The sequence below is a fragment of the Kosakonia oryzae genome (genome assembly GCF_001658025.2).
Lineage (GTDB): Bacteria > Pseudomonadota > Gammaproteobacteria > Enterobacterales > Enterobacteriaceae > Kosakonia > Kosakonia oryzae.
In genome coordinates this window covers 750,462-772,631 of record NZ_CP014007.2, presented here as the reverse complement: position 1 = coordinate 772,631, position 22,170 = coordinate 750,462, and the positions used below count along the sequence as shown (strand labels likewise).

Annotated in this window: 22 protein-coding genes; 6 read left to right on the top strand and 16 right to left on the bottom strand. The window is 49.5% G+C overall.

The annotated features are described in order from the left end of the window. Positions 1-5: 5 nt before the first annotated feature. The 3 genes from sctS to sctU are packed head-to-tail and all read left to right on the top strand — an operon-like array spanning position 6 to position 2,160. Complete coding sequence (sctS, locus tag AWR26_RS03785; protein WP_064563704.1) at positions 6-269, top strand: type III secretion system export apparatus subunit SctS; 264 nt, start codon at positions 6-8, stop codon at positions 267-269. Beyond that, positions 269-1,072, top strand: a complete 804-nt coding sequence (gene sctT, locus AWR26_RS03780; protein WP_064563702.1) for a type III secretion system export apparatus subunit SctT — start codon at positions 269-271, stop codon at positions 1,070-1,072. The genes sctS and sctT overlap by 1 nt, the downstream gene beginning before the upstream one ends. A gap of 2 nt (positions 1,073-1,074) precedes the next feature. Continuing rightward, entirely contained in the window at positions 1,075-2,160 is a 1,086-nt protein-coding gene (gene sctU / locus AWR26_RS03775; protein WP_064563700.1) for a type III secretion system export apparatus subunit SctU, read from the top strand. Between the two features lie 67 nt (positions 2,161-2,227). Here the strand turns inward: sctU and AWR26_RS03770 are convergent, their stop codons facing one another. From AWR26_RS03770 to AWR26_RS03715, 12 genes are all read right to left on the bottom strand, one after another. Further along, positions 2,228-3,049, bottom strand: coding sequence for a hypothetical protein (locus tag AWR26_RS03770; protein ID WP_064563698.1), 822 nt, complete (start codon positions 3,047-3,049; stop codon positions 2,228-2,230). A 32-nt stretch (positions 3,050-3,081) separates the two neighbouring features. Further along, on the bottom strand, positions 3,082-3,267 hold the full coding sequence (gene hrpT / locus AWR26_RS03765; protein WP_064563696.1) for an HrpT family type III secretion system protein: 186 nt from the start codon (positions 3,265-3,267) through the stop codon (positions 3,082-3,084). Next, the gene (gene sctC, locus AWR26_RS03760; RefSeq protein WP_244256225.1) at positions 3,264-5,318 is read right to left on the bottom strand and encodes a type III secretion system outer membrane ring subunit SctC; all 2,055 of its coding nucleotides are present in this window, start codon (positions 5,316-5,318) and stop codon (positions 3,264-3,266) included. Before sctC ends, hrpT begins: the two co-directional genes overlap by 4 nt. Before the next feature lie 116 nt (positions 5,319-5,434). Continuing rightward, positions 5,435-5,668, bottom strand: coding sequence for a type III secretion protein HrpF (locus AWR26_RS03755; RefSeq protein ID WP_064563694.1), 234 nt, complete (start codon positions 5,666-5,668; stop codon positions 5,435-5,437). 70 nt (positions 5,669-5,738) lie between these two features. Continuing rightward, positions 5,739-6,335: a type III secretion system stator protein SctL gene (gene sctL, locus AWR26_RS03750; protein ID WP_064563692.1), complete on the bottom strand. Its 597-nt coding sequence runs from the start codon at positions 6,333-6,335 to the stop codon at positions 5,739-5,741. Further along, positions 6,322-6,906: a hypothetical protein gene (locus AWR26_RS03745; RefSeq protein ID WP_064563690.1), complete on the bottom strand. Its 585-nt coding sequence runs from the start codon at positions 6,904-6,906 to the stop codon at positions 6,322-6,324. Before AWR26_RS03745 ends, sctL begins: the two co-directional genes overlap by 14 nt. Then, positions 6,906-7,703, bottom strand: coding sequence for a type III secretion system inner membrane ring lipoprotein SctJ (sctJ, locus tag AWR26_RS03740; RefSeq protein WP_064563688.1), 798 nt, complete (start codon positions 7,701-7,703; stop codon positions 6,906-6,908). The genes AWR26_RS03745 and sctJ overlap by 1 nt, the downstream gene beginning before the upstream one ends. A 7-nt stretch (positions 7,704-7,710) precedes the next feature. Next, positions 7,711-8,085: an EscI/YscI/HrpB family type III secretion system inner rod protein gene (locus AWR26_RS03735; RefSeq protein ID WP_064568947.1), complete on the bottom strand. Its 375-nt coding sequence runs from the start codon at positions 8,083-8,085 to the stop codon at positions 7,711-7,713. Positions 8,086-8,145: 60 nt separating this feature from the next. Beyond that, entirely contained in the window at positions 8,146-8,355 is a 210-nt protein-coding gene (locus AWR26_RS03730) for a hypothetical protein (RefSeq protein WP_064563686.1), read from the bottom strand. Positions 8,356-8,448: 93 nt separating this feature from the next. Next, entirely contained in the window at positions 8,449-9,384 is a 936-nt protein-coding gene (locus AWR26_RS03725; protein ID WP_064568946.1) for a sigma 54-interacting transcriptional regulator, read from the bottom strand. 1,112 nt (positions 9,385-10,496) lie between these two features. Next, positions 10,497-11,090, bottom strand: a complete 594-nt coding sequence (locus AWR26_RS03720; protein ID WP_156525205.1) for a hypothetical protein — start codon at positions 11,088-11,090, stop codon at positions 10,497-10,499. 72 nt (positions 11,091-11,162) lie between these two features. Beyond that, the gene (locus tag AWR26_RS03715) at positions 11,163-11,729 is read right to left on the bottom strand and encodes a lytic transglycosylase domain-containing protein (RefSeq protein WP_244256224.1); all 567 of its coding nucleotides are present in this window, start codon (positions 11,727-11,729) and stop codon (positions 11,163-11,165) included. A 102-nt stretch (positions 11,730-11,831) separates the two neighbouring features. Here AWR26_RS03715 and AWR26_RS03710 point away from each other — a divergent pair, with 102 nt between their 5' ends. After that, the gene (locus tag AWR26_RS03710) at positions 11,832-12,803 is read left to right on the top strand and encodes a lytic transglycosylase domain-containing protein (protein ID WP_082934066.1); all 972 of its coding nucleotides are present in this window, start codon (positions 11,832-11,834) and stop codon (positions 12,801-12,803) included. Between the two features lie 121 nt (positions 12,804-12,924). Here AWR26_RS03710 and AWR26_RS03705 read toward each other — a convergent pair whose 3' ends face one another. Then, positions 12,925-13,797 carry a cycle-inhibiting factor gene (locus tag AWR26_RS03705; RefSeq protein ID WP_064563678.1) on the bottom strand — a complete coding sequence of 291 codons (873 nt, stop codon included), beginning with the start codon at positions 13,795-13,797 and terminating at the stop codon, positions 12,925-12,927. Between the two features lie 160 nt (positions 13,798-13,957). After that, complete coding sequence (locus AWR26_RS03700; RefSeq protein ID WP_064563677.1) at positions 13,958-14,485, bottom strand: hypothetical protein; 528 nt, start codon at positions 14,483-14,485, stop codon at positions 13,958-13,960. Positions 14,486-15,250: 765 nt separating this feature from the next. Here AWR26_RS03700 and AWR26_RS03695 point away from each other — a divergent pair. Beyond that, positions 15,251-16,282 carry a hypothetical protein gene (locus AWR26_RS03695; RefSeq protein ID WP_139227931.1) on the top strand — a complete coding sequence of 344 codons (1,032 nt, stop codon included), beginning with the start codon at positions 15,251-15,253 and terminating at the stop codon, positions 16,280-16,282. 204 nt (positions 16,283-16,486) lie between these two features. Here AWR26_RS03695 and AWR26_RS25860 read toward each other — a convergent pair whose 3' ends face one another. Then, positions 16,487-18,085 carry a methyl-accepting chemotaxis protein gene (locus tag AWR26_RS25860; RefSeq protein ID WP_064563675.1) on the bottom strand — a complete coding sequence of 533 codons (1,599 nt, stop codon included), beginning with the start codon at positions 18,083-18,085 and terminating at the stop codon, positions 16,487-16,489. A 652-nt stretch (positions 18,086-18,737) separates the two neighbouring features. Between AWR26_RS25860 and AWR26_RS03685 the strand changes: the two genes are divergently transcribed. Then, on the top strand, positions 18,738-20,759 hold the full coding sequence (locus tag AWR26_RS03685) for a carbohydrate-binding protein (protein ID WP_064563673.1): 2,022 nt from the start codon (positions 18,738-18,740) through the stop codon (positions 20,757-20,759). A gap of 63 nt (positions 20,760-20,822) precedes the next feature. Here AWR26_RS03685 and pstS read toward each other — a convergent pair whose 3' ends face one another. Beyond that, positions 20,823-21,860 carry a phosphate ABC transporter substrate-binding protein PstS gene (pstS, locus tag AWR26_RS03680; protein ID WP_064563672.1) on the bottom strand — a complete coding sequence of 346 codons (1,038 nt, stop codon included), beginning with the start codon at positions 21,858-21,860 and terminating at the stop codon, positions 20,823-20,825. Positions 21,861-22,170: the final 310 nt, after the last annotated feature.

Genomic DNA, 22,170 nt, shown 5'->3' with positions numbered 1-22,170 from the left:
CGGGCATGGATATTATTTATCTGTTTAAGCAGGCAATGCTCATGGTGGTCATGCTCTCGGCACCGCCGCTGGCGGTTGCGGTGATCGTCGGGGTCATCGTTTCACTGGTGCAGACGGTGATGCAACTTCAGGATCAGACGCTACCCTTCGCCATTAAGCTGGTGGCGGTGGGCGCGACGCTGGCGCTATCAGGGCGCTGGATCGGCGTACAGCTTATCGATCTGACGCAATCGGCGTTTACCCTGATGTCCGCCGCAGGGTCGTTATAATGCTGGCCCCGATGATCGACTCGCTGTTCACCGCCATGCTGGCGCTGGGGCTGGGTATGGCGCGTATTTTCCCTTGCGTACTGATTGCGCCGATTTTTGCTTTCTCAACGCTAAAAGGCATGGTACGCACGGCGATCGTGGTCTCTCTGGCGCTTTTTATTACCCCCACGATCGTGCCGCAGATATCTGCCTTATCGTTCAATGCCTGGGCGATGGTTGGGCTGGCGCTGAAAGAGATCATTCTCGGCTTCGTTCTTGGGGTGTTGCTGGCGCTGCCCTTCTGGTTATTTACATCGGTAGGCGCACTCTTCGACAACCAACGCGGCGCGCTGGCTGGCGGGCAGCTCAATCCGACGTTGGGGCCAGACGCCACGCCCCTCGGCGACATGCTCCGGCAGTGGTTTACCATGCTGCTCATTCTGAGTTTCGGCATGCGTCTGGTGACGCAGGTTATTTGGGACAGCTACAACTTGTGGCCGATCGATGCCTGGCTTCCGGCATTCAGCCAGATGGGTTTCGCCGAACTCCTTAAGCGCATCTCCGGTATGTTCGTCGATATGGTGTTGTATGCCGGGCCGCTGGTGTTGCTGCTAATGTTGCTGGATTTTTGTATTGGTATTCTCAGTATTTACAGCCCGCAGCTACAGGCTACGGTTCTCACCGTCCCGGTGAAATGTCTGGCCGGGATACTGTTTTTTATTATTTACCTTCCAACGCTTGAATATCTCGCCAGGCACCAGTTGCTGTCGCTGCACGATCTTATCCCGCATCTTTCGCACATTCTGCCGCCTAAAAGGAAATAGTGATGGGAGAGAAAACCGAAAAAGCCACGTCGCAAAAACTACAGGACGCACGTAAGAAAGGCCAGGTTAGCCAGAGCCAGGATATTCCCAAACTGCTGGTGATGCTCGGTGTGATGGAAACCGTTTTTGCATTGATGAACGACAGTATGCTCAAGCTGGAAGCGTTAATGTCGCTACCGCTCCGGCGGCTGGATCGGCCTTTTGTACAGGCGATGGGAGAAATTGCCGGCACCGCAGTGCTGACAATTATGGTGTTCTTTCTGCTTACCGTTGGCGTGGTTATTCTGCTGCGCGTTCTCGGCGGCTGGCTCCAGTTTGGCCCCCTGTTCGCCACCGAAGCGCTGGCTCCGAAGTTTTCTGCCCTTAACCCACTCAGCAAACTGAAGGAGATGTTCTCCGCGCGCCAGTTTATGCAGATCCTGACCAGCCTGTTAAAAGCCATCGTCATCAGCGTGGTGTTCTGGCTGCTCATCAAACCGCGATTGCCGCAACTTGCCGCCATGTCGGACGGCTCGCTGATCGGTTTCTGGCACGGTGCCGCCGCGATGTTAAAAACGCTCTCCCATACCATTATTGGCGTGTTGCTGGTGTTCGCCATCGCCGATTTCGCGGTGCAAAAGTATTTTTTCCTCAAGCAGAACCGCATGAGCCATGAAGATATCAAGAATGAATACAAGCAAAACGAAGGCGATCCCCACACCAAAGGACACCGGCGCCAGTTAGCGCGACAACTGGCGAATTCACCGCCCAAAAAAGTGACGCCCAAACAACTGGAAAAGGCGGATGTTTTGCTGGTAAACCCCACCCATTTCGCGGTGGGGCTGTACTATCGGCCGGATGAAACGCCACTGCCGATACTCCTGTTCAAAGCAGAAGACAAAGAGGCTCAGGAGCTGATTACCCAGGCGCACCAGGCCAATATTCCTACGGTGCGTTATATCTGGCTGACGCGCACGCTATTTCGTACGACCGATGAGGGGAGTTATATCCCGCGTGAAACGCTGAAAGCCGTCGCGCAAATTTACCGTTTGCTGCGTAGCCTTGAAGACCATCTTCGCGGCGAGTTGATCGAATTCGACGAAGAGTAAAACGCGACCAACAAAAACGGGCCGGGTGTGATTTCCCGGCCCGTTGTGTGTGCCCCGCTCACGGGTTTCAGGAGAGTAATGTTAAGGCATCCTGTTTTATGTTGCTGACATACAACTGCGCATCCGCATTGACCAGCGCGGAGATGTTAGGGGCAGAGCCCTGAGATGCGGAAATCGTGCCGCCAGTCATCACCATCTGTAGATCATTTTTCGCGATCTGGAACTGTTTCAGTGAAGCGTCGCTTAATGGCTTGCCGTCTTTAAGCGCATCTTCCCAGCTTTTTGGGTTTTGCGCGCCATTCGGGCTGGTGGGGTTGCCGAAAATCTCCGGATGCTGATCCATAAATTTACCCAGTTCAGCTCTGATCTGCGGCGAAGCGCCATCGACTTTTCCACCGCCGGAAAGCGCCCCATCAGCACCTTTTATCGAACTGGCACTCATATCCATCAGCGCGCTCAGTCCCGCTTTATTGGCCAGTTGAAAACCGATGATATTGCCGAGTTGGTTAAAATCGCGGCTATGATGCAGTGACAGCATATTCTGTAGCGGCAGCCCGCTGATGCCTTCCATGATTCCCTTAGCCATCCCCTGGTTGAAGGCATGCATTTCGTGCTGGTCCGAACTCATCGTAAAGGGGTTGTTATGCGGCATAATGCCCATGAACCTGAGCACCTGATCCATGAGTTGATCCCGCATGGCGTGCCCTCCCCCCTGCTGCTGATTGGGCCAGCCAGAGAACAACCGGTGGGTTAATGACGAAGAGATATTGCCAATCATCGATTCCCCCATGTTTTTCAAAATATTAGCCGCTGCTCCCTGCGGCGTGAGGTTTAATGCCGCTGACATTTTTCCCGGCATCCCCAGCATCCCGCTAATTAAGTGGCTCATAGTTTGACCTCATATATCAGGTTGATTGAGTTTCAGCGAACAGGGACCAGGGAATAATCCTGTGTACCATTACGCATATCCGTCGGCCACCAGATAACCAGTTGGTGACTCGCCGACAAAGGACGGCACTGGGCTGAACCGCAGCCATTGCCGTGATAAGAGGAGCAGTGGGACAGCAGCGCGCTCAGCAGCGCCAGCATGAATAAACGCAGCCTCATCGTGGCTCCTTACGTTCTGCAATGGGGGACAACAGTGATTGGCGGGAACCGCGAGCAACGTCGCGCGTCTGCCAGGCGACGTAAACTTCCGCCGACGCTCCCGGTTGCAGTAAAGCGCCCGGCCATACCGCAACGGCCAGCACCTCATCGTCGCGGCACACCGCCTCATCAAAACGCAGGGGTTTCAGGGTGATGTTTCTTATCACGCCGACCGTTATCTGTATGGTGCGGTTGCTGTACCACTGACTGCGCGAGACGTCGTACTCGATACCGTTCAGGTTGTCGCATAACCCCGCCAAACTGATCCCTTCGCCGCCTGCGCTAAAACCGAGCGGTACTTTATCTTCCGCCAGATCGCGCATCGCATTTTCAACGTCGCCTTTCATGGAGACGTACTTCTGCCGACGCTGGACTTCACTCATCGCGTCGCTCAGTTGGTTGCGTGATTCATCACCGATATAGCGGGTCGGATCGACCTGATCCCCCACCAGATGCGGCGTAATAATGAATAGCCGTTCACGTTGCGAGGTTTCATGCCGGGTATAGGAAAATAACGCGCCAATATAGGGGATGCTGCCCAGAATCGGGATGCGGCGGCTGACATTGCCGGTTTCACGTGAGTGGAAGCCCCCCATGACCAGCGAACCGCTCTGTTGCACCAGCGCCTGAGTACTGACGGTAGCGCGCTGTGCGCCGGTCGCCTCGCCCTCGTCGCCCCGGTCCACTTTGCCATCCTCGATGTCCACCACCAGTTGAACCGTCCCTTTACTGCCGCTGCCAATTGCACGCGGCACCACCTGCAAACTGGTCCCGGCAGTGATAGGTTCGATATTCACGACGCGTTCACCGGTAGCGGTAATGAAAGCGGTGTCACTGAGATCGATCACGGCGGGCTGGTTTTCCAGCGTCAGCACCGATGGATTGGCGACAATTGAGGCATTTCCCTCCCCTTCCAGCGCCTGAATCTGCGCAAAGAAACGGCGGTAATCCGTGACAAAAAGCGTGCTACTGCCTTGCAACATTGAGGAACCGACAGTCACATTGCCGAAGGTGCCGCCAGGGTTGGCAGAGAGTGTCGAAAGTGCGTTACGGTCAACATCCACGATTAGCGCGTCGATCTCCACCAGCTTTTGCGGGATGTCTATTTGCGACACCAGCGCCCGATATTGTTCACGACGTTTAGGATCGTCGCGCACTAACAGCGCGTTGTTACGCACGTCCGCCGAAATCATCGGGTTCATGCCCGGAACGAGGGGATCGTTGTCATCGTTAATACGCGTGTCCTGGCTTTGCACTAGTCGGGATAAAATGCTGTCCGATTGTTCTTCAAACGCGTCAGTCGTGGCTTTGTGATCGGCATCATCACCCGCGCGCACGCCCGATGCCGTCCGGGGGTTTTTCTTGCCAAGTAATTCATTAATGATGCTGGCCACGCCCGGCACAAGTAGCGTTTTGTCGCGGTATTTAATCTGACGATCGGCCACTGAGGCATAGCGCAGCGGGAAGACCATCATCTCCTTATTCTCTTTGTTATCCTTATCCTGCACGCTGAAATCGTTCACCAGGGAGACATATTCCGGCGGTCCGGTGACCAGAACGACGCCATCATCCGGCAGTTCGCCCCAGCCGAATTTCGGCTCCAGCAAACCAATACCTTCCAGCGCCTGTTTCAGGTCGGGCGCGGCATCGGCCGCGATATGAATGCGCTTAGAGACCTGCGACGATTGCGGGCTGATATAGAGCGTGTCGTTGTAGACAAACCACTGGAATCGATACTCCAGCGCCAAACGATCAAGAAACGCGGCGGCACTGTCGGCACGCAGCCGCCCATTAACGGTGCTGTCCGGAATTTCGCCCATATGCAAATTCACGCCGTGACTGCTGGCGAAATCCTGCAAAACCGTACGCAAGGATGTCTCCTGCGCCGCATAAGCGTAAGCGCCGTTTTGCCATTCGGCAGGCACCTGCGCCAGGACGCTATTGGCGTAAATACCCGACGCGCTCGCCAGTAAAAACAGGATGACACGTAACAAACGAGCAAACGCACGCAAGGCGTCACTCTCCCTGTCTTCGCCCCTGATAAAACATGTTCTCAGCATTATTAATGCATCCCGAATATAGATAATGCGCAGCATGAGAACGGCTCCAAAACGAGCCGTTTTATGTATTAATTAATCGAGTCGATAATCGCTTTACTCAGATTGTGTTTAAGGGAACCAAGCTGGCTGGCGGTGTAATTCGCGGCTGACTCTTGCAGCAGTTCCTGTTTAAAGGCCATGACATCGCCTACCCCTGGCCCGCCTTCCAGTGAGAGTGTCCCTTGCGCAAATTCAGCAACCGAGTGGTGCACGCGCGCCAGCTGCAAATCCAGGTTTCGTTGAATATCATAGGAATTACTCATACTTTCCTCCTTTGGGTGGACATCACTTAGTAAGTAGAAAGTTTTCCTGAAAGTTCCTTGCGGCAAAAAATTATGCCTGCAGCGTGTTCAGCAACCGTTGTTGCAGATGTTCCCAGTTCACACTGAGTTCGCCGTTGGTGGTTTGTAATCGCAGCTGATGTGTTTCAAGCGCGTCATCTGTCTGAAGGAGCCAGTCGAGGCTTGCATGAGCCTGCAACCAGTTGCCGACGGCATCAAACTGGGAGGGATGGCACCAGAGCGTGGCGCTGCTCCCTTTTTCTGCGGTCTGCGCCTGTAATATCTGACGCAACAGGGCGCTTATTTTTTGCTCGTCACTGGTCCGGGCAAACAGATGGACGAATACCGCGCTGACCAACTGTTGCGCCTGCGACACCAGGTTTTCCTCCTGCTGCGCTCGCGCCTGCCGCCACTCTTCCAGCACGGTTTCGGCGTTTTGCAGAAACTGCATCTCGCACTCAGCCCGTGCTGCCAGTACCTGTCTTTCAGCCTCTTCACGGGCAGCAGCAAGGATCTGCCCGGCCTCCTGTTCCGCCTGGCGCAGCAGCGCCTGAGCCTGCCGATGTTCGTCCAGCACTTCGCGGGGCACTATCGCGCCCTCGCCAGCCATCAGCGAGGGAGGCAGAACAATTTCTCTAATTTTCCACATGCGCCGCCTCATTTTGCTGCTGAGTGCGCCAGATAACCGCATCCCATAACGTCTGCAGCTTGTTGCCGGGCAATGGGCGCGAAAACGCGGGAAGCTGGGTGACAGTCTGGCTGTCAAAACAGAAACGCAGCCGCAGCCAGGTGGAGACGGGAAAGAGCGATGCCAGTAAAGCCAGCGCCATTCGACAAGGTTCAGTAGTGAAATCCAGCGCTGACGGTAGCCACTGTTCCGGACGCAGCGCTTTGCTAATTCGCAGACACCAGAGGCGCTGCTCATCATCCAGAGCTGCGGTCATGCTGTGTTGCTGGCAAATTTCACTCACCAGCCGCAACATTAACTGGCGTTGCGAGGCGTCCGCCTGCCACAACGCCAGCAGACGAGTATCCGGCGCACCCGGCAACGTGTCGGGTACCCTTAACTGATGCGCCATTGCCGTGTGATGAGAGCGGGATAACCGGGTACGCCACTCCGGGTCGAGGCGGAAAAATGGCAGGTAGTGCCAACTGGCATCTGCTTCAAGCCAAAAGCCCTGTATCCACCATTCAAACCACTCGGTTTCCATATTGCGCATTATTTCCGACTGCCCGAATCAGCTACCGACGTCGCAGCCAACTTTTTCTTTGCCAGCCGTTTTTGAATGCGGGGTTTCAGTACCATCACCACGCCAGTGAGGAGCAGTAGCCCCAGCACAGTAAAAAACCCCTGTTTGACCGTAGCGTATTCAGACAACGTAAAACGAAATGGCCCAAGGATGACCTGTTCAATATGATCGTGGTACACCCCGGCAGGTACAAAAACGATCGAAATGACGTCATCGCTTTTTCCCGCCAGCCCAGGAATGCTGGCAGCCACCAGTTGGCGAATTCTGGGTTCAATAGTGTCCGGATCCAGATCGGGCGTGTGTTTGATAAACACGGAAGCAGAAGCGGGCTGTACTGGCTCGCCAGGCGCTACGCGTTCCGCCAATACGACATTGACGCGCGCCACCACCACACCGTCGATTTGCGACAAGGTGGCTTCCAGTTCCTGTGACAACGCGAAGATATAACGCGCCTGCTCTTCCAGCGGGCTGGAGATAATGCCGCTTTTTTGGAATTCCTCACCCAGATTGGTTCGGGCTTTGTGCGGAAGCCCGCTGGCATTCAGAATTTGTACAGACCGGGCGATGTCATCGCTATCAACCCGTATCGTTACGCCCTCTTTATCAATCTGCTTATCCACCGCGATATTGTAGTGGGAAAGTTCGGCGATGATGTCGTTAGCATCATTTTCAGAAAGTCCGGTGTTCAGCACCACCAACGGGTTACATCCTGTGAGCGAGAGGGCCAGCAGCGCAGCCAAAAGTGATTTTCGCCAGAATTTTTGCATGATGCGTTCACTGCATGTTGGTGAGCTTTTCCAGGCCCTGAACTGTTTTAGCCACAATTTTGGCGTTCATCATGCTTTCCAGATAGTAGTTGGAAAGCTGGCTATCGACCTGGTTCAACACCAGCGGGTCGGTCGAACGAGAAGCCTTACGCAGCGCGCTATCCATGCTTTTTTTATCGCTTTCAAGATTGTTGAACGCAGAAGAGAGCTGGTTGAAGAGATTGTTGGTGCCATCAGTGCTCAATGAAGCCGTCACGGTTTCGGGCTGGCCGAGGGCAGAAGAGAAAAAAGCAACATCGCCGCTCTCGGGTTGCATCCCGGCCGGTGCCAGAGCGTCATTAACCGGCAAAACATGTTGTGATGCAGAAGAGGTGATCTTCATGGTAAGTACCTCAGCGAAATAAAAAAACAGGGAACCCATGAGAAAGGGTTCCCTGTTGCTTTAAAACTGGATTTTGTTCTGCGCCAGCGAGCTGATCATTGTCGTCACTGAGTTCGCATAACCAGATACGAATGCGTTTTTACGATCGCGTTCTGCTTTAGCCACATCATCCTGCATGGATTCACTCTGTACATTATCCATTTCAGACTGATACTGATTACGCAGAGCATCGCTGTTACCGCTGTTTACACCGTTAGTCGTATTGCTCATGACCTTACTCCTCATCAGATTTAGGATTGAATGACGTGTCATTCATCTGTTGAGTATTGCGGTTAGCTGACGCGTTCCCGCCGGGATAAAAAATTAATCCTGCCGGGACGAAAGAGATTTAATGCGTTGGTATAGCGTACGTCGCGGTACGCCCAGTTCATGAGCGGCGCTCACGACGCGATTGGAATGGCGGGTCAGGCAATCTTCAATCAGGCAATATTCGATGCGCCGCATGCGATCGCGCAGGCGCAGACACTCATGCTCCGGGCAACACTCATTATTCAACGGTGGTATCCCAAGGACAAACCGTTCTGCCGCACCACGCAGCTCGCGAATATTCCCCGGCCAGTTATGCAACAATAAGCGCTCCACAAGCTGGGTGGTCATCTTTGGCAATGCACACCCCAGCCGTTGCGATGCTTCATCAGAAAATTTACGGAAAAGCGGAATGATACATTCAATTCGCGTGCGCAAAGCGGGTAACGCAATCTTTACGGCGGCCAGTCGAAAATAGAGATCCTGGCGGAAAAGCTTCTTTTCAACCAGCTCACTCAGCGGTTTCTGGCTGGCGGCAATCACACGTAACTTCAGCGGCACGCTTTGCGTGCTTCCAAGCCGGCAAATGGTACGGCTCTCCAGAACACGCAAAAACTTAACCTGCAGGCTCAATGGCATACTGTCGATTTCATCAAGAAACAGAACCCCCTCAGTGGCGCTTTCAATATAACCCGCACGCGAGTGATTAGCCCCCGTATAGGCGCCCGCAGTAACACCGAACAGCTCGCTTTCAGCTAACGACTCGGGAATAGCCGCGCAGTTTATCGACACAAAACGGCCCTTTAACCCGGAGTTATTATAAAGCCGCTGAGCCAGAGTATCCTTCCCGGTCCCCGTTTCCCCCTCCAGTAATAAATCGACGTTAAGCGGCGCTATGGTGTTTAGTAAAGGCATTAAATCACGATGAATATCCTCCATATAATTGACTTCATCGATTTCTTTTTCATCACCCAGTACTACAGGTAACTCCATTATTGTTCTTGTTACCATTTCATCTTTTTTCATATAGCTCAATTCCGGACCAGTTCAAACATATAACAAATTATTAGCGCTTGCTTATTGTTAACAATTCATCGCTTAAATACTCATCCGTTAAACAATAAGAATCATCTTATTTAATAAATAAACCGCAATAATAGGCGGTTCAATCCCCGATAAAAATACCAGGGGATATTTTCAATAAAAAAATAGAATCAGCAAATCTCCCTTCAGGATCTCGCATAACTATTAGCTATATTTATAAATAGCATAAAATATCCTGATGGAATATCCGCCAGCGCGGCAAAAACCGGGGTATTCACCGTTGCCCACCCTGACCACTTAAAAATAAAAAAGCAAAAACAACAACAAACAAAGAATAATAATCTAATATTTAAATAAATCTAAACATAAAAAACCAAAACAATAGGATTCAACTATTGATTAAGCACCAGATAAACGTGATAAAATAAAAATAGCATATTAATATCCAGCAATTAATTAGCCTTAAATGCCACATTTCATTTAAAAACCAGAAGAATATTCTATTCCTCGCGCAAATAAAACATACAAATTCATTATAATTTTAAATGTGTTTTTTAATTTCATCAAAATTAAGAATAATCACGCACGATCCAAAAAAGTGTCTTTGAAATACACTTTATCTTCGCTAAAAAGACAAAAAGCGAAAACATCATGTAACCTATAGCGTTTCCTGACGGCAGGCAGTATTGCAGGCAAGTACAGCTAGAAATAAATAATTAAATAACGGGTGTGCGGTTGAACCTCATATTTATATTAACGAATTTAGCCTGATTTATTATCAGGACGTGAATATCAGTTACTGTTCCGTACAATCCCGGATGGGAAATAAGATATTACCTCACAGAAACAAGAACCCTTTGTTACTTAATTCCTTTGACGGGAAAGGTAATAAAGAAATGATGCACGAGTAGGGGCTTATATTGAATTATCTATCACGTAAATCCCCAGCCTCGTCATCCTTGACATGACACCATTGCGATCCACTTTCAACAGGGTTTATGGTGCTGCCTTTTGAACCCTCTCTTCTTCTGCTTGCTGCTTTAGCCATAGCTGATACTCGGTTAGCTTGGCCCCTGCGGATCGGAATAAGGAGGCGGAGGAACGTCCGTGAACGGCTGCCCATCGAGCTCAGTATAGGCAGGCGCGTTTTCTCTCTGGAAGCCCGGCTCGTCAAGGACAGAAGCAAAACTATCCTGCCGCTCTTGCGCATTTGCGTAGTCGTTTTGCTGGAAGGGATTGATCCGGCCCGGCTGAAACGGGCTCAGTGGCCGGGGCAGCGCGTCTGCACGGGAAGGCGCGGCTGGCAAGGATTTCATCTCAGACCGCGCGGCAGCCGCGCTGGCTTCTCGCTGTACAAAAGGATTAATCCGGCCCGGCTGAAACGGGCTCAGTGGCCGGGGCTGCGCATCTGCATGGGAAGGTGCCGCTGGCAAGGGTTTCATATCAGACCGCGAGGCGGCCGCGCTGGCTTCTCGCTGTACAAAAGGATTAATCCGGCCCGGCTGAAATGGACTCAGTGGCTGCATAGCCCGTTCCGGCACATATGGATCTTGCCCTGACGTTGCAGGATTTTCTTCTGATATCTCAACGTTATGATCAATCTCAGTTGCCGGAAGCGGCATCGGACGAAATATATTAGAGAGCCAAACTGTCATATGCCACCTCCCGGTGGAGAGTGTAAATACAATACTGTTTGTGAAAGCAGACCGGGTTTAGTTTCACCCTTTTTATATTTCCTCGTTTACCACGCGTTCAGCGAGCGCCTCACTTTGATCCCGATTCCTTTTCTGTTGCAGCTTAATGTAGATATTTTTAATTTCACGTGCATAGCGCATCCGCAACGTTAGCCGCGCGGGAGAAGAGCCGGCGTTATACATGCCGACGGTGTTCCAGGAACGACCATAATGCTGAAAAAGGCCATGCAATACCCACGCACCTGCCGACACGCAGGTACAAGGCTCAAGCAGCAAACGTTCGGGCGAGATCCCCAGACGAGCCAGATGGGCAAAATGCGTACTGTTAATCTGCATCATACAAATATCCTGCGTATGGTTACGATTAGCCAGATTTACGGCGGCGGGATTCATTCCGGACTCTTTAATCGCTATCGATTTAAGCAGCACAGGCGAAATACCAAACGCCCGTCCGACAGTATTGAAACAATCGGCGTGAGCGAATGGCGAAATGCAGAATGTAAAAAGGCCAATCTTCAGAAGTTTCATTTTTCGTTTCTCAACGGACAGTATTTCTGGGTGGCATACGGTCAGGGAAAGTTCCGACAGAGAAAAGAACAAATAATAAGTGGGAACCAGCTCGAGGGTGCTGTCACTTAAGCTAAAACCAAATCATTAATTGATGGGTTATGGCTTTGTCGCTCCTTTGATGAGGAATATCCTATGCAAATTACGTCAAATGCATCCCACTCTCTGCTTACTGACATTCCTGATGCAAATTTGTCACCGGCAGAAGAGGGAAAATTTTCAGGAAATCACAGTTACCGGGACCGCGAGCAACACATATCGCCTTCCCAGGCGCTGAGATGTCACGGTGCGAACGCTTCGCTAGCACCACGGCCTGTCGATTTCAGTGCATCACCGCAGGAGAATAAAGCCGATAAACCCACTTCTCCGGCACGTTCTTTCGGTGGGAGTGGCGCGAATTCCCCCGAGACCCTGGTGAAAATGATGCAAATTATGCTGACTGAACTGATGCAGCTGCTTTTTAAAATGCTGGCCAGCTTTCAGGACCCTTCGGCCAGCCAGTCGGGAGGAAGCCCTGCTGACGGGGGAGGAGATAGCAGAAGCCCTTCGTTCAAACTCTCACCGAATACGACATCGCCAGCAATGGCATCTGGCAGCCCGGTTAATGATGCCACCCCTGCGAATAAATCGGCAGAGACGTCAATGCCGGGTTTACCGCCACAACTACAGCAGTTCAGTAAGGAATATGCCGATGCGGCAAAAGAAACTGGCGTTCCTGCCAGCACTCTGGCAGCGCTGACCTGGACAGAATCACGCGGCAATGTCCAGGCGACTTCGACCAACCCCGGTAACGGGGAGACGGATGGCGGTATGAATCAGATAAACCCGGATACCTACGAGGCGATGCGCGAGAAATACCCGGATAAATTATCCGGCGATGCGAACGATCCGCACAACCAGATCCTCTGCTCCGCCCTGATGTTGCGTGATTATCAGCAACAGTTCGGCGGGAATATGGATGCAGCGTTACGCGCATATAATTCCGGGCCGAATCAGGTCAATCTGAATGACTTATCCCTTGTGACGCTGGGTAACCCAAACTATGTCAATGAAGTTAACAGTACGGCTAGAATTATTGCATCTGGCCAGGGTACTGTCCCAGCCTGATCATTGATCAGGCTATTTATAAAAATTTTCCATATAACAACCTGACATAATAAAAGAGTGGTAAGTTTTACCCTGACTCGCCAGGTTGTAATATTGATAAGCTATTTATTGCACGACGTGGTTAACTACAACGAGCCTTGATAGCAGCAACATTATTTTCCAGGTTTTTCGGATCATATTCAGCCAACTGAAAATTAAAGCCCTGGTAATTATACGAGTTTAAACGCTCAAGGCGCAGCATTTTTGGATTGCCGTCAATATCAAATAGCTTTGCAATATGTTCGGGGTCTATATTGCCATCCGTCATATTGATAAAGTGCGCATTGATATCGTTCAACGACAGCGGGTGCGAAGCTTTTTTATTCATCCAATCCTTTAAACGCAATGGACGCATTGCACCATCGCCTAAATCTGACTGATAAAGAAACGCCTCACGTTGTGGCTTCTCATTATCAGGAAGATCAATGACGTAAGCGTGTCCTAACCGTGAGTCGTTAACACGCAAAACAAAATGCTTATAGGCAGGTAAGTTGAATAATTGCTGCTGAAGCTGTGGCAGGGAGAGCGTTTGCCCTCGCTCGAAATCGTAGCTGAAATGATCGGTATCGAGGAACAACTTCATCACGTTATTTGCCGTTATACCGCAGACTGGCTCATTGATACGTTTGCTGCTTCCCAGCATCGCTTCAACTTCCATTGTTGAGCATCCCCACTCTTTTGCCGTCTGCTCAATATTGTCATCGATCGCTTTCAGCAATGCGGACGGGCTTTTATGGTGGAGGGGTATAGCGTTGTCAACGCTGTTCAACAGCACGTTAGCTCTCAAATTTAAGGAGCTTAATATTGCAAAATCCAGTACGTATTGGGTTGAACGGTTATATACGCTGTGCGAAGACGAAATATGTTTTTGAACGACCACATTTTGTGGGTTGGTATAATCCTGTATATTTAAATCAAACTGAGAAGAATAAAAAGGAGAGATTGTATTTTTCATCCTGGTCTACTCCTGTCATGAACCATTATGTTTACAAGACTAAACAAAAATCAGTGACAAAATATTTATCGAATAAAATCATAGACCATCCTCATATCCGTGAAAGTGGCGTGACGACTGCTCACATATAAACACATGGGTATCAGCATCATTTTCGATGTCACTTCGCATTATTATATTGCATACTAAAATACTCGATACCGAACAACGCTCTGTATTTTCGCCAGGTATTATATATGAGTAAAAGTTCAGACAGACTATTCAATCTTAACTTATGCAGGACGATGTTTTTATAATTACTGGAGATTTTTGAATTAAAATGAAATAAGGAGGAGATTTCATAATTTGTTTTGCATGCCAAAAGAGCCAGCAGAACATTATTTTCAACAGTGCTCAAATGGGCCTTTCTTATCCTTGGTTCATTTAAATTTCGTTGAAAGAGCTCCAGCTCGTAGCTAATGTCTTGTAAAGACGATGATTTATGCACCCGCCTCACGAGAGGGGAAAATAAGCATAAAAAAGACGAATCATCGCCATTAACAATATAATGGAGAAGTTCTTTTTGTAGCAGAAGAAGATATTCATCACCACGATCATATAAAACCACCTCCATGCCATGAAAATGACTTACTTTTGAAAAAGTCTTCATTCCCATAAGAACATAACGATCGAATGAAATAACATCCATTGACAAAACCCTTACGTGATTTTTAAATACATCCCCTGACACTCGATTAACATATGCGATATATAATGACATCAGGAGGGAATTTTATGGCAAAACTTATCACGGACTATAAACTTAGCGACAAAAATCGAAGCATGCTAATAGCATGCCGGAATATCAAAGCATACGTACTGTAACGGACTACGAAGCTTATCCAGCATTGTGTTTAATTCGGCCCAATAAATAATCCAGGCACAACCATCAATTTAATTCGAAAATTAAAAGTTAATGGGATCGCAACATCATCGCCCGATAAGTTTCTCTGATTGAGTGTAAGTCGCGTCATATTAGTTCCAGGCATTTTTGTATTTTTATCTGAAACAGGGATTGCAGACACTGGAACTGCGCGGGGAGGCTTCAATGAGCCGGAACCTGGAGGATACTCTGGGGCATAATCGCCTAAAGATATATATTTGCTTTCAAATACGATCCTTCTCTTTATCGTGATAACACAAGGGGTTCCATACTGAAGAGTAAGATAATGAACTATGTCCCCGGGAACTACGCTCTTCCCCGACACACTAAATTGAAAATCTCATGACGCTGTGTTGAGGCTTGCGTACCGATGAATATTTCCAATTACACCCCGGCTTATGATATCCATAACCATTATGAACATTCAAACTCACAGCCACCTGTTCATCATTCTCAGGAAAGCAATTCTGTTTTGCAGCGGCCGGGCTTCGCTACGCCTTAATTAACGGACGACATGTAGAATTGACACCTATGAATTCGACTGGCTTTGTTTCTTCATTTCCATCCCCGGTTGAACGCCGAATGTTGCATCGCAGTAAACTGGCAATTCCCTCTCGCTATGCTGAGCGACTATTGAAAGGGGAAATTAGTAATATCGCTGAAACTGCCAGGCGGCATATGCGTCTCATTGTGGATTCAGAACTTAATCGGTTTCCTTCCAAAATGGCTGAACTCAAGCAAAAAACGCTGGAACATGTTGGGTCATTTTCAGGTGATGACATTGGAAACATCTATAGTGCCCTGCTGGCTTATCAGGATTTGTACGGTAATAATTATCTGATGAATGTCGCTTGTCTGGGATATAAAAAACTGGATGATTACCTTCACGATCTGGATGAAAAATATAAAGACCCAACAAAAATAAACGCGTTCCTCGAAATATTTAATGATAAGTATAACGATACTGTTATCATGGATGAACTCGGTCTGAAATATTCTCGCGAACGCCTGGAAAATGAAATAATAGGGCAAGCTCAAATTCTGGATCATTTTTTAAAAACCGCGCCTCGTTTATCCGGTGTTTCATTACTGAAAGGCGCTGGCGGTCTTGATGAACCGCTAAGTACTCAGGTTCATGGGAGTCTGCTCGCACAATCCCTGTTATATGGGCAAGGGCTGCGTTTTAACGGATTTCTGAGTACAACTTCAAGTTATGAAGTAGCTGATAATTTTTGCTTCAGTGAAATAGGCGATCCCCTTTATGCGATTGATCTTACTAATAATAGTGATGAATCCGAGGTGCTAAGGCGAGACACATTGCATGCACTGAATGATGTTGATTTCGAAACAGAAAATATTCTGTTTTCGTTTAACGCACATAATGTCGCTGGCGTTAGCGTTAAAAGCATAAAAAACGCAGCCGAGTCAGAGGAATCAGCAAACGCACTGGACGATGAAGATGAAATATTACTCGCCCCTGGCCATTCTTTTACCCCAGAGAAAGTGGTGCGTATGGAAAACGGCTTTATTGTCATCGGGACGCTAACCTACGAAGAGGGATAAACCTTCGCTAAAATCCGGCGCGGTATCAGGATGATGGCACACCCGGTTTTTTGTAGTACAGCGCTCGCTGGCTTGATGTTCCGTCGCGCCAAACCACGTTTCTCAGTTACCGCTAAGGTTTTTTACGACACGACGCTAATTCTCCTACGGCACGGGTGACGACGAACAACCCATGCCGGAACAGATAACAGAGAAACGGGAAAATTATGAGGGAGTGTAAGCCACAGTTAATCTATCGCTGGAACGGTTGGCCGCTTCATTATTCACCCGAAAAGTGGATATCGCCTCCGCCAGCGCGCTGGCTTGTAGCTCCAGTGAATTGGCTGCGGCTGCGGCTTGTTCAACCAGCGAGGCGTTCTGCTGAGTGACGCCATCCATCTGCGAAACGGCAAGATTAACCTGATCGATCCCGGTGGCCTGTTCGCGCGAAGCATGTGATATTTCCGCAACGGTATCAGTCACATGTTTAACGGACGTCACAATTTCGAGCATGGCAGCCCCCGCCCGCCCGACTTGCTCAGTCCCCGCGTTGACCCTGTCCGTTGAGTTCTGGATCAGATCTTTGATCTCTTTAGCCGCTGAAGCGGAACGCTGAGCCAGCGTACGCACTTCACTGGCGACGACCGCAAAACCTTTCCCTTGCTCACCGGCTCTGGCGGCTTCAACGGCGGCATTGAGTGCCAGAATGTTCGTCTGGAAAGAGATGCTGTCGATCATGGAGACAATGTCAGCAATTTTGCTGGAGCTTGTCGCAATTTCGTTCATGGTCTGAACCACTTCCGACACCGCTTTACCGCCCGATTCGGCAATATCTGACGCCTTGAGCGCCAGCAAATTCGCCTGGTACGCGTTGTCAGCATTCTGCTTCACGATGGAGGCAAGCTGTTCCATTGAGGCCGCCGTTTCTTCAAGCGAGGATGCCTGTTCTTCCGTGCGGGATGAAAGATCTAAATTCCCTGCGGCAATCTCCCGGGAACCCACATGTATTTCATCCACCCCGTTTCGAACCTGCGCGACTAAATTGCGCAGGCTCTCCTGCATACCACGAATAGCGTTGAGAAGTTTGCCGATTTCATTATTACCGGCCACCTGAATATTTGTTGTTAAATCACCTTTGGCGACGATATCAAGATGTTCAACAGCATAGTTTAGCGGCCGTAATATTACATTACGCAGAACATACAAAACAGCAACACTAATTAAAAGAGCAAGCAACAATCCTATAAACATAATCCATAATAATTGGTGGTATTGTCTTTGTTGCTCATCCATCAAATTATTAACCGTTTCATTGGTACTTTTTTGATATTTTTCGAGCGCGGCTGAGAAACGCCCGCCGGCTTTATCAATTTGCTGCACGTTAACGTCGTAGTAACTTTGTACGTCCCCTGCCTTCAGTAATTGCTCAGCCTTATCAAGGAGTGTATTCAGCGCGCCAGCCGAGGTAACCAGTTCGGTTTTTATCTCTTCATCCCGGCTATCCATCACCGGCAGAGTTTCAAATTTTCGCAGGTTGGCCAGCATCCTTTCGTGCGTGGTCTGAATATTTTTAAATACCCATGCCTCCGTTTTTCCCTCTTTTAACAAACTGGCGTAGACCAGCGCAAAACCGGCACGTGTACGGGCCGAGTCTTTGTAGATATCATTAATCAGGATTACCCGACTGTCAGAATTGTGAATAAATTCAGTCGTGTTTGTTGAACGGGTGAATGCGAAAAAACCCACGGATGAGATAGCTACAATAATCAATACAAATATCGATATGGCCCCTGACAGCGCCACTCTGACAGAAATATTTTTCATTAATACATCCTTACCTGCGTGTTCCGTAAACCCTCATGTTATCGGTAACACATCATCGGCAAGGCCGCTGGATTGTTTAATCTCTTTCTATAATTTTTTTTCAGTTTGCCGCTGCGCTCACCTTACTCGCTATTAGCAGCAGGCCGCGGTAAGAAAAAAACTTAAAAATGAATACTGGCTGCAATTAAGCTTGTGCTATGCAGGAATAGCGGGTTTACTTCCGCAGTGTTTACAAACGCGATGGCTTTCGACCATTAGCAACATTAATCAATCAGGAGGGATAATGCATACGTTAGGAATGATTACCGGAGCAGCAATTGTGTTCATTATTTATTTTTTGGTTAAAAAAAGACGCCATTCAGCCTCAGTCAGTAAAGCAAAAAAACAGGATTAAGCTGTTTTACTGGGGTGACTTTCTGGCCCCATAGCAGGCCGCTACATTTCACGCGGTATCGCGAACCGCCCTTCCCCCCGGCAGCCAGACAATTGTTTAATCCGTTATCTGATTACAAAAGAATACTTCCCTACCGATAATTATATTTCTTATTACCCTGAAGAAATTACTGATATTCGTCGCGACCTCTGCTCATATTTTCCCGCTTCCCTTGCCAGTAAACTCCCATCATTATTTAACGCAAGGAAAGGGTTACCCATGAAAATTAAAATTATCGCACTGGCCGTGGCGCTATTCAGTGCTAATAATGCATTGGCTACCGAAAATATCTCTCTTGATATGTATCGTCAGTTATTACCAAAAGATTCCGCAGGCCAGATTGATTATGACCTGCATCTGGCGGATAAATTATCACTGCCGTATCACTGCAATATTAAGCAAGACAGTGAAGGCCGTTATGAAATTGATCTGGATAACTGCGAACATCATGACCTTGACTGGAAAAAAGATCGTTCCGGCTTGGTAAAACTGGATCTGCTGGGTGATAGCTCCGATGCCACCATGGTTGAACATAAGTTGTGGGCGATGGCCTTCGCGCAAGCCTATGTCAGTACGATGATCCAGATGCAGTTCGGGCTGGACAAAGAGAACGGTACCTTTGATTTGCAGCGTCCTTTCGGCGTGGGTGAGAGCTTTGGTAACTATTTCGCGCGCAATATGGGGCCGAACTACTTTGTCTCTAAAGGGCTTCAGGAGAGCTCATTAGGCCGCGATCTTCCTGCGCCATCGGAAGAAGGGGATGACGGCGTGCTGCAAATTGAATATCCGGGCAGCGCCTGGAGTGAATTGCAGGGCACTGGCGGCGGCGGTTTCCCGCGTATTTTTGGTATGATGCAGCCGAAAAAAATCCTCGACTCCTTCTCCGGTCCGGCACGCAATATTATTGGCTCGGCCGTAACCAGCGGCTTTTATAACGGTTCCGTCATTGGAATTAACACCGGTTCTCTGCCGTGGGATAAAAATAAGACCGATACGACAGTGCGTATTCAGGACTTTATTCAGGGCAGTAAGGATAAAGATACATTAGCGATGGTAATGAGCTACATGTACAACCGTGGCCCCTATTCCGTGAAAGAACTTCTGCTGAAAAGCGAGCAAAGTTTCCAGCATTGTATGGCTCTGACAGACCACCTGGAGAGCGATCCGGCCTGTTTCGTTCAGTTGAATGATTTCGGCACTCGCTATATTCGCCAGATTCCGTATGTCACTCAAATGCTTAACGAAGCAAGCCAGAAAGAAGAAACCCGCTATGAAACGCAACTGACGCGCCTTGATGTCAGCAACTACTTCGACCTGCTGGCACGCTATGGTTTCTACAGCAATGCGGAGATGGCGAAAGCCAAGCCTGCCGCGATGGCCCGCTTCGATGAACTGGCGAAAAACGGCGAGATTTCCTGGTCTCACGATTTTGCCAAAGTTCTGGAAGCGCTGATGGTGGAACTGCCGGTCACCCAGTTTGCCGAGAAGAGCCCCATTGACGAGTCGCTGGTTTCTACGCTGACCAACAGTGACGACCAGCGTCTGTTCCTCTCCGTGGCGGATAATGTGGGCACGATCGTCTCGCACGACTGGCTGGAGCCGAACGCTAAAATCGCGCTGATGCCGGGTAGCCAGGTGCAGCAGGCCGCCTTTGAAAATGGCGCGGGTATGGATTGTGCGACGCTGATCCAGGATCAGCTCAGCAGCCTGGGCGGCGCGGCACCGGTGCATCTTTTCATTCAGCAGGAGAATGGTCAGTGCGCGATCAGCCAGGAAGGGGATGAAACCCCGTCCGAAAAACCGGGCATTCCGCAGAACCTTCAGGCCAGCAATATCACCACCACCACCGTAACCTTAAGCTGGAAAAAAGTGGCCGGTGATGTCGCTCGCTATCAGGTATACCGTAATGGCGAACTGCTCGAAAGCCCGCAGTCAGAGTCATTTACCGACAGCAATCTGAAGCCAGGCACTGCGTACGTTTACCAGGTCGCAGCGGAGTTCAGCAACGGTTTAGTGTCCGAACTCAGCGCATCGCTGAATGTGAAAACGTTAGCCGATGATGCGGACGAAACGCCAGCGCCGGGTGATGTTAAGCCGTGGGCAGAAGGCACCGTGTATAAAGCTGGCGATCGCGTGTCGTACAACGGCAAAACCTATTCCTGCCTGCAAGCGCACAGCGCTATTGTCGGCTGGGATCCGGCCAGCGTTCCGGCACTCTGGAAGCTTGAAAGCGCCCGTTAATAGCGCGCGTTGGCAATAAAAAAAGCCCGGTACGCAAGTATCGGGCTTTTTACTGGGTGAAAATTAGAACAGCGCTTTGCCGGAAGCGTCTTTGACATTCGCTTTCCAGGCGGCACGAACCTGGCTGGTTACAGAATCCGGCAGCGGCGCATAATCGAGGCTGCTCGCAATCGCGTTACCGTTTTTGTAAGACCAGTCGAAGAATTTCAGCACTTCTGCGCCTTTCGCTGCGTCATCCTGTTTTTTGTAGACCAGGATAAAGGTCGTGGAGGAGATCGGCCATGCGTCTTTGCCTTTCTGGAAGGTCAGATCCTGGGCGAAAGATTTGCTCCAGTCAGCCCCTTTGGCGCTGTTGCTGAAGCTCTGCTGCGACGGTTCAACCACTTTGCCGTCGGCATCAAACAATTTGGTCCAGGTCAGGTTGTTCTGTTTGGCATAGGCATATTCCACATATCCAATGGAACCCGGCAGGCGCTGTACGAAAGCGGCTACGCCGTCGTTGCCTTTACCGCCGAGACCGACCGGCCAGTTAACGGTTGAACCTTTACCAATTTTGCTTGCCCAGTCTGCGTTCACTTTAGACAGATAGCTGGTGAAGACGAATGACGTGCCGGAGCCATCTGCACGACGCACAACGTTGATATTGGTGTCCGGCAGTTTTACTTTTGGGTTCAGCTTAGTGATCGCCGGATCGTTCCATTTTTTGATGGTGCCCAGGTAGATATCACCCAGCGTTTTACCATCCAGAGTCAGCTCGCCGGATTTCACACCCGGGATGTTCACCGCCAGCACCACACCGCCAATTACCGTCGGGAACTGGAACAGGCCATTTTTTGCCAAATCGTCATCGCTCATTGGGGCGTCGGATGCGCCGAAATCAACGGTTTTTGCAAGGATCTGTTTGATACCGCCAGAAGAGCCAATTCCCTGGTAGTTGATCTCAGGGCCCACTTGTTTCTGATATTCAGCGGCCCACTTTGCGTATACCGGAGCCGGGAAGGTCCCGCCTGCGCCAGTCACATTGGTTGCTGCGAAAACGGTAGTCGTAGAAAGTGCAAGTGCTGCGGCCATCAGGCGAACAGATGCATTAAACGTTGCCATAATCTCTCCAAAAACAAAAAAGTTGATAGATTTTTGAATAATTTTGCGGACGGAGGGAAGGATAGAGCGCTTATATGACAATTTTGTGTCATGACAAAAAATAGAGCGGTATCAACCAGCATAAAAAAACTCCGGGCAGTAACCCGGAGGAGTGAATGAAAAGCAAAATAAAAATGGAATTAACCTAAGGGTTAAAATGTGCAACCCGGCAATCATAGATTGGGCGAAGTTGCAGTAGCCGGGAACTATTAGATAGTGAAAAAATCGCAGCTATATGACAAAAGCGCCGAAAGAGTGTAAGTGTATTTTT

What these genes read in the sequence shown, in the direction of transcription:
- sctS (WP_064563704.1), top strand. Translation starts at nt 6, where the DNA reads ATGGATATTATTTATCTGTTTAAGCAGGCAATGCTCATGGTGGTCATG.
- sctT (WP_064563702.1), top strand. Translation starts at nt 269, where the DNA reads ATGCTGGCCCCGATGATCGACTCGCTGTTCACCGCCATGCTGGCGCTG.
- sctU (WP_064563700.1), top strand. Translation starts at nt 1,075, where the DNA reads ATGGGAGAGAAAACCGAAAAAGCCACGTCGCAAAAACTACAGGACGCA.
- AWR26_RS03770 (WP_064563698.1), bottom strand. Translation starts at nt 3,049, where the DNA reads ATGAGCCACTTAATTAGCGGGATGCTGGGGATGCCGGGAAAAATGTCA.
- hrpT (WP_064563696.1), bottom strand. Translation starts at nt 3,267, where the DNA reads ATGAGGCTGCGTTTATTCATGCTGGCGCTGCTGAGCGCGCTGCTGTCC.
- AWR26_RS03755 (WP_064563694.1), bottom strand. Translation starts at nt 5,668, where the DNA reads ATGAGTAATTCCTATGATATTCAACGAAACCTGGATTTGCAGCTGGCG.
- sctL (WP_064563692.1), bottom strand. Translation starts at nt 6,335, where the DNA reads ATGTGGAAAATTAGAGAAATTGTTCTGCCTCCCTCGCTGATGGCTGGC.
- AWR26_RS03745 (WP_064563690.1), bottom strand. Translation starts at nt 6,906, where the DNA reads ATGCGCAATATGGAAACCGAGTGGTTTGAATGGTGGATACAGGGCTTT.
- sctJ (WP_064563688.1), bottom strand. Translation starts at nt 7,703, where the DNA reads ATGCAAAAATTCTGGCGAAAATCACTTTTGGCTGCGCTGCTGGCCCTC.
- AWR26_RS03735 (WP_064568947.1), bottom strand. Translation starts at nt 8,085, where the DNA reads ATGAAGATCACCTCTTCTGCATCACAACATGTTTTGCCGGTTAATGAC.
- AWR26_RS03730 (WP_064563686.1), bottom strand. Translation starts at nt 8,355, where the DNA reads ATGAGCAATACGACTAACGGTGTAAACAGCGGTAACAGCGATGCTCTG.
- AWR26_RS03725 (WP_064568946.1), bottom strand. Translation starts at nt 9,384, where the DNA reads ATGGAGTTACCTGTAGTACTGGGTGATGAAAAAGAAATCGATGAAGTC.
- AWR26_RS03720 (WP_156525205.1), bottom strand. Translation starts at nt 11,090, where the DNA reads ATGACAGTTTGGCTCTCTAATATATTTCGTCCGATGCCGCTTCCGGCA.
- AWR26_RS03710 (WP_082934066.1), top strand. Translation starts at nt 11,832, where the DNA reads ATGCAAATTACGTCAAATGCATCCCACTCTCTGCTTACTGACATTCCT.
- AWR26_RS03705 (WP_064563678.1), bottom strand. Translation starts at nt 13,797, where the DNA reads ATGAAAAATACAATCTCTCCTTTTTATTCTTCTCAGTTTGATTTAAAT.
- AWR26_RS03700 (WP_064563677.1), bottom strand. Translation starts at nt 14,485, where the DNA reads ATGGATGTTATTTCATTCGATCGTTATGTTCTTATGGGAATGAAGACT.
- AWR26_RS03695 (WP_139227931.1), top strand. Translation starts at nt 15,251, where the DNA reads ATGAATTCGACTGGCTTTGTTTCTTCATTTCCATCCCCGGTTGAACGC.
- AWR26_RS25860 (WP_064563675.1), bottom strand. Translation starts at nt 18,085, where the DNA reads ATGAAAAATATTTCTGTCAGAGTGGCGCTGTCAGGGGCCATATCGATA.
- AWR26_RS03685 (WP_064563673.1), top strand. Translation starts at nt 18,738, where the DNA reads ATGAAAATTAAAATTATCGCACTGGCCGTGGCGCTATTCAGTGCTAAT.
- pstS (WP_064563672.1), bottom strand. Translation starts at nt 21,860, where the DNA reads ATGGCAACGTTTAATGCATCTGTTCGCCTGATGGCCGCAGCACTTGCA.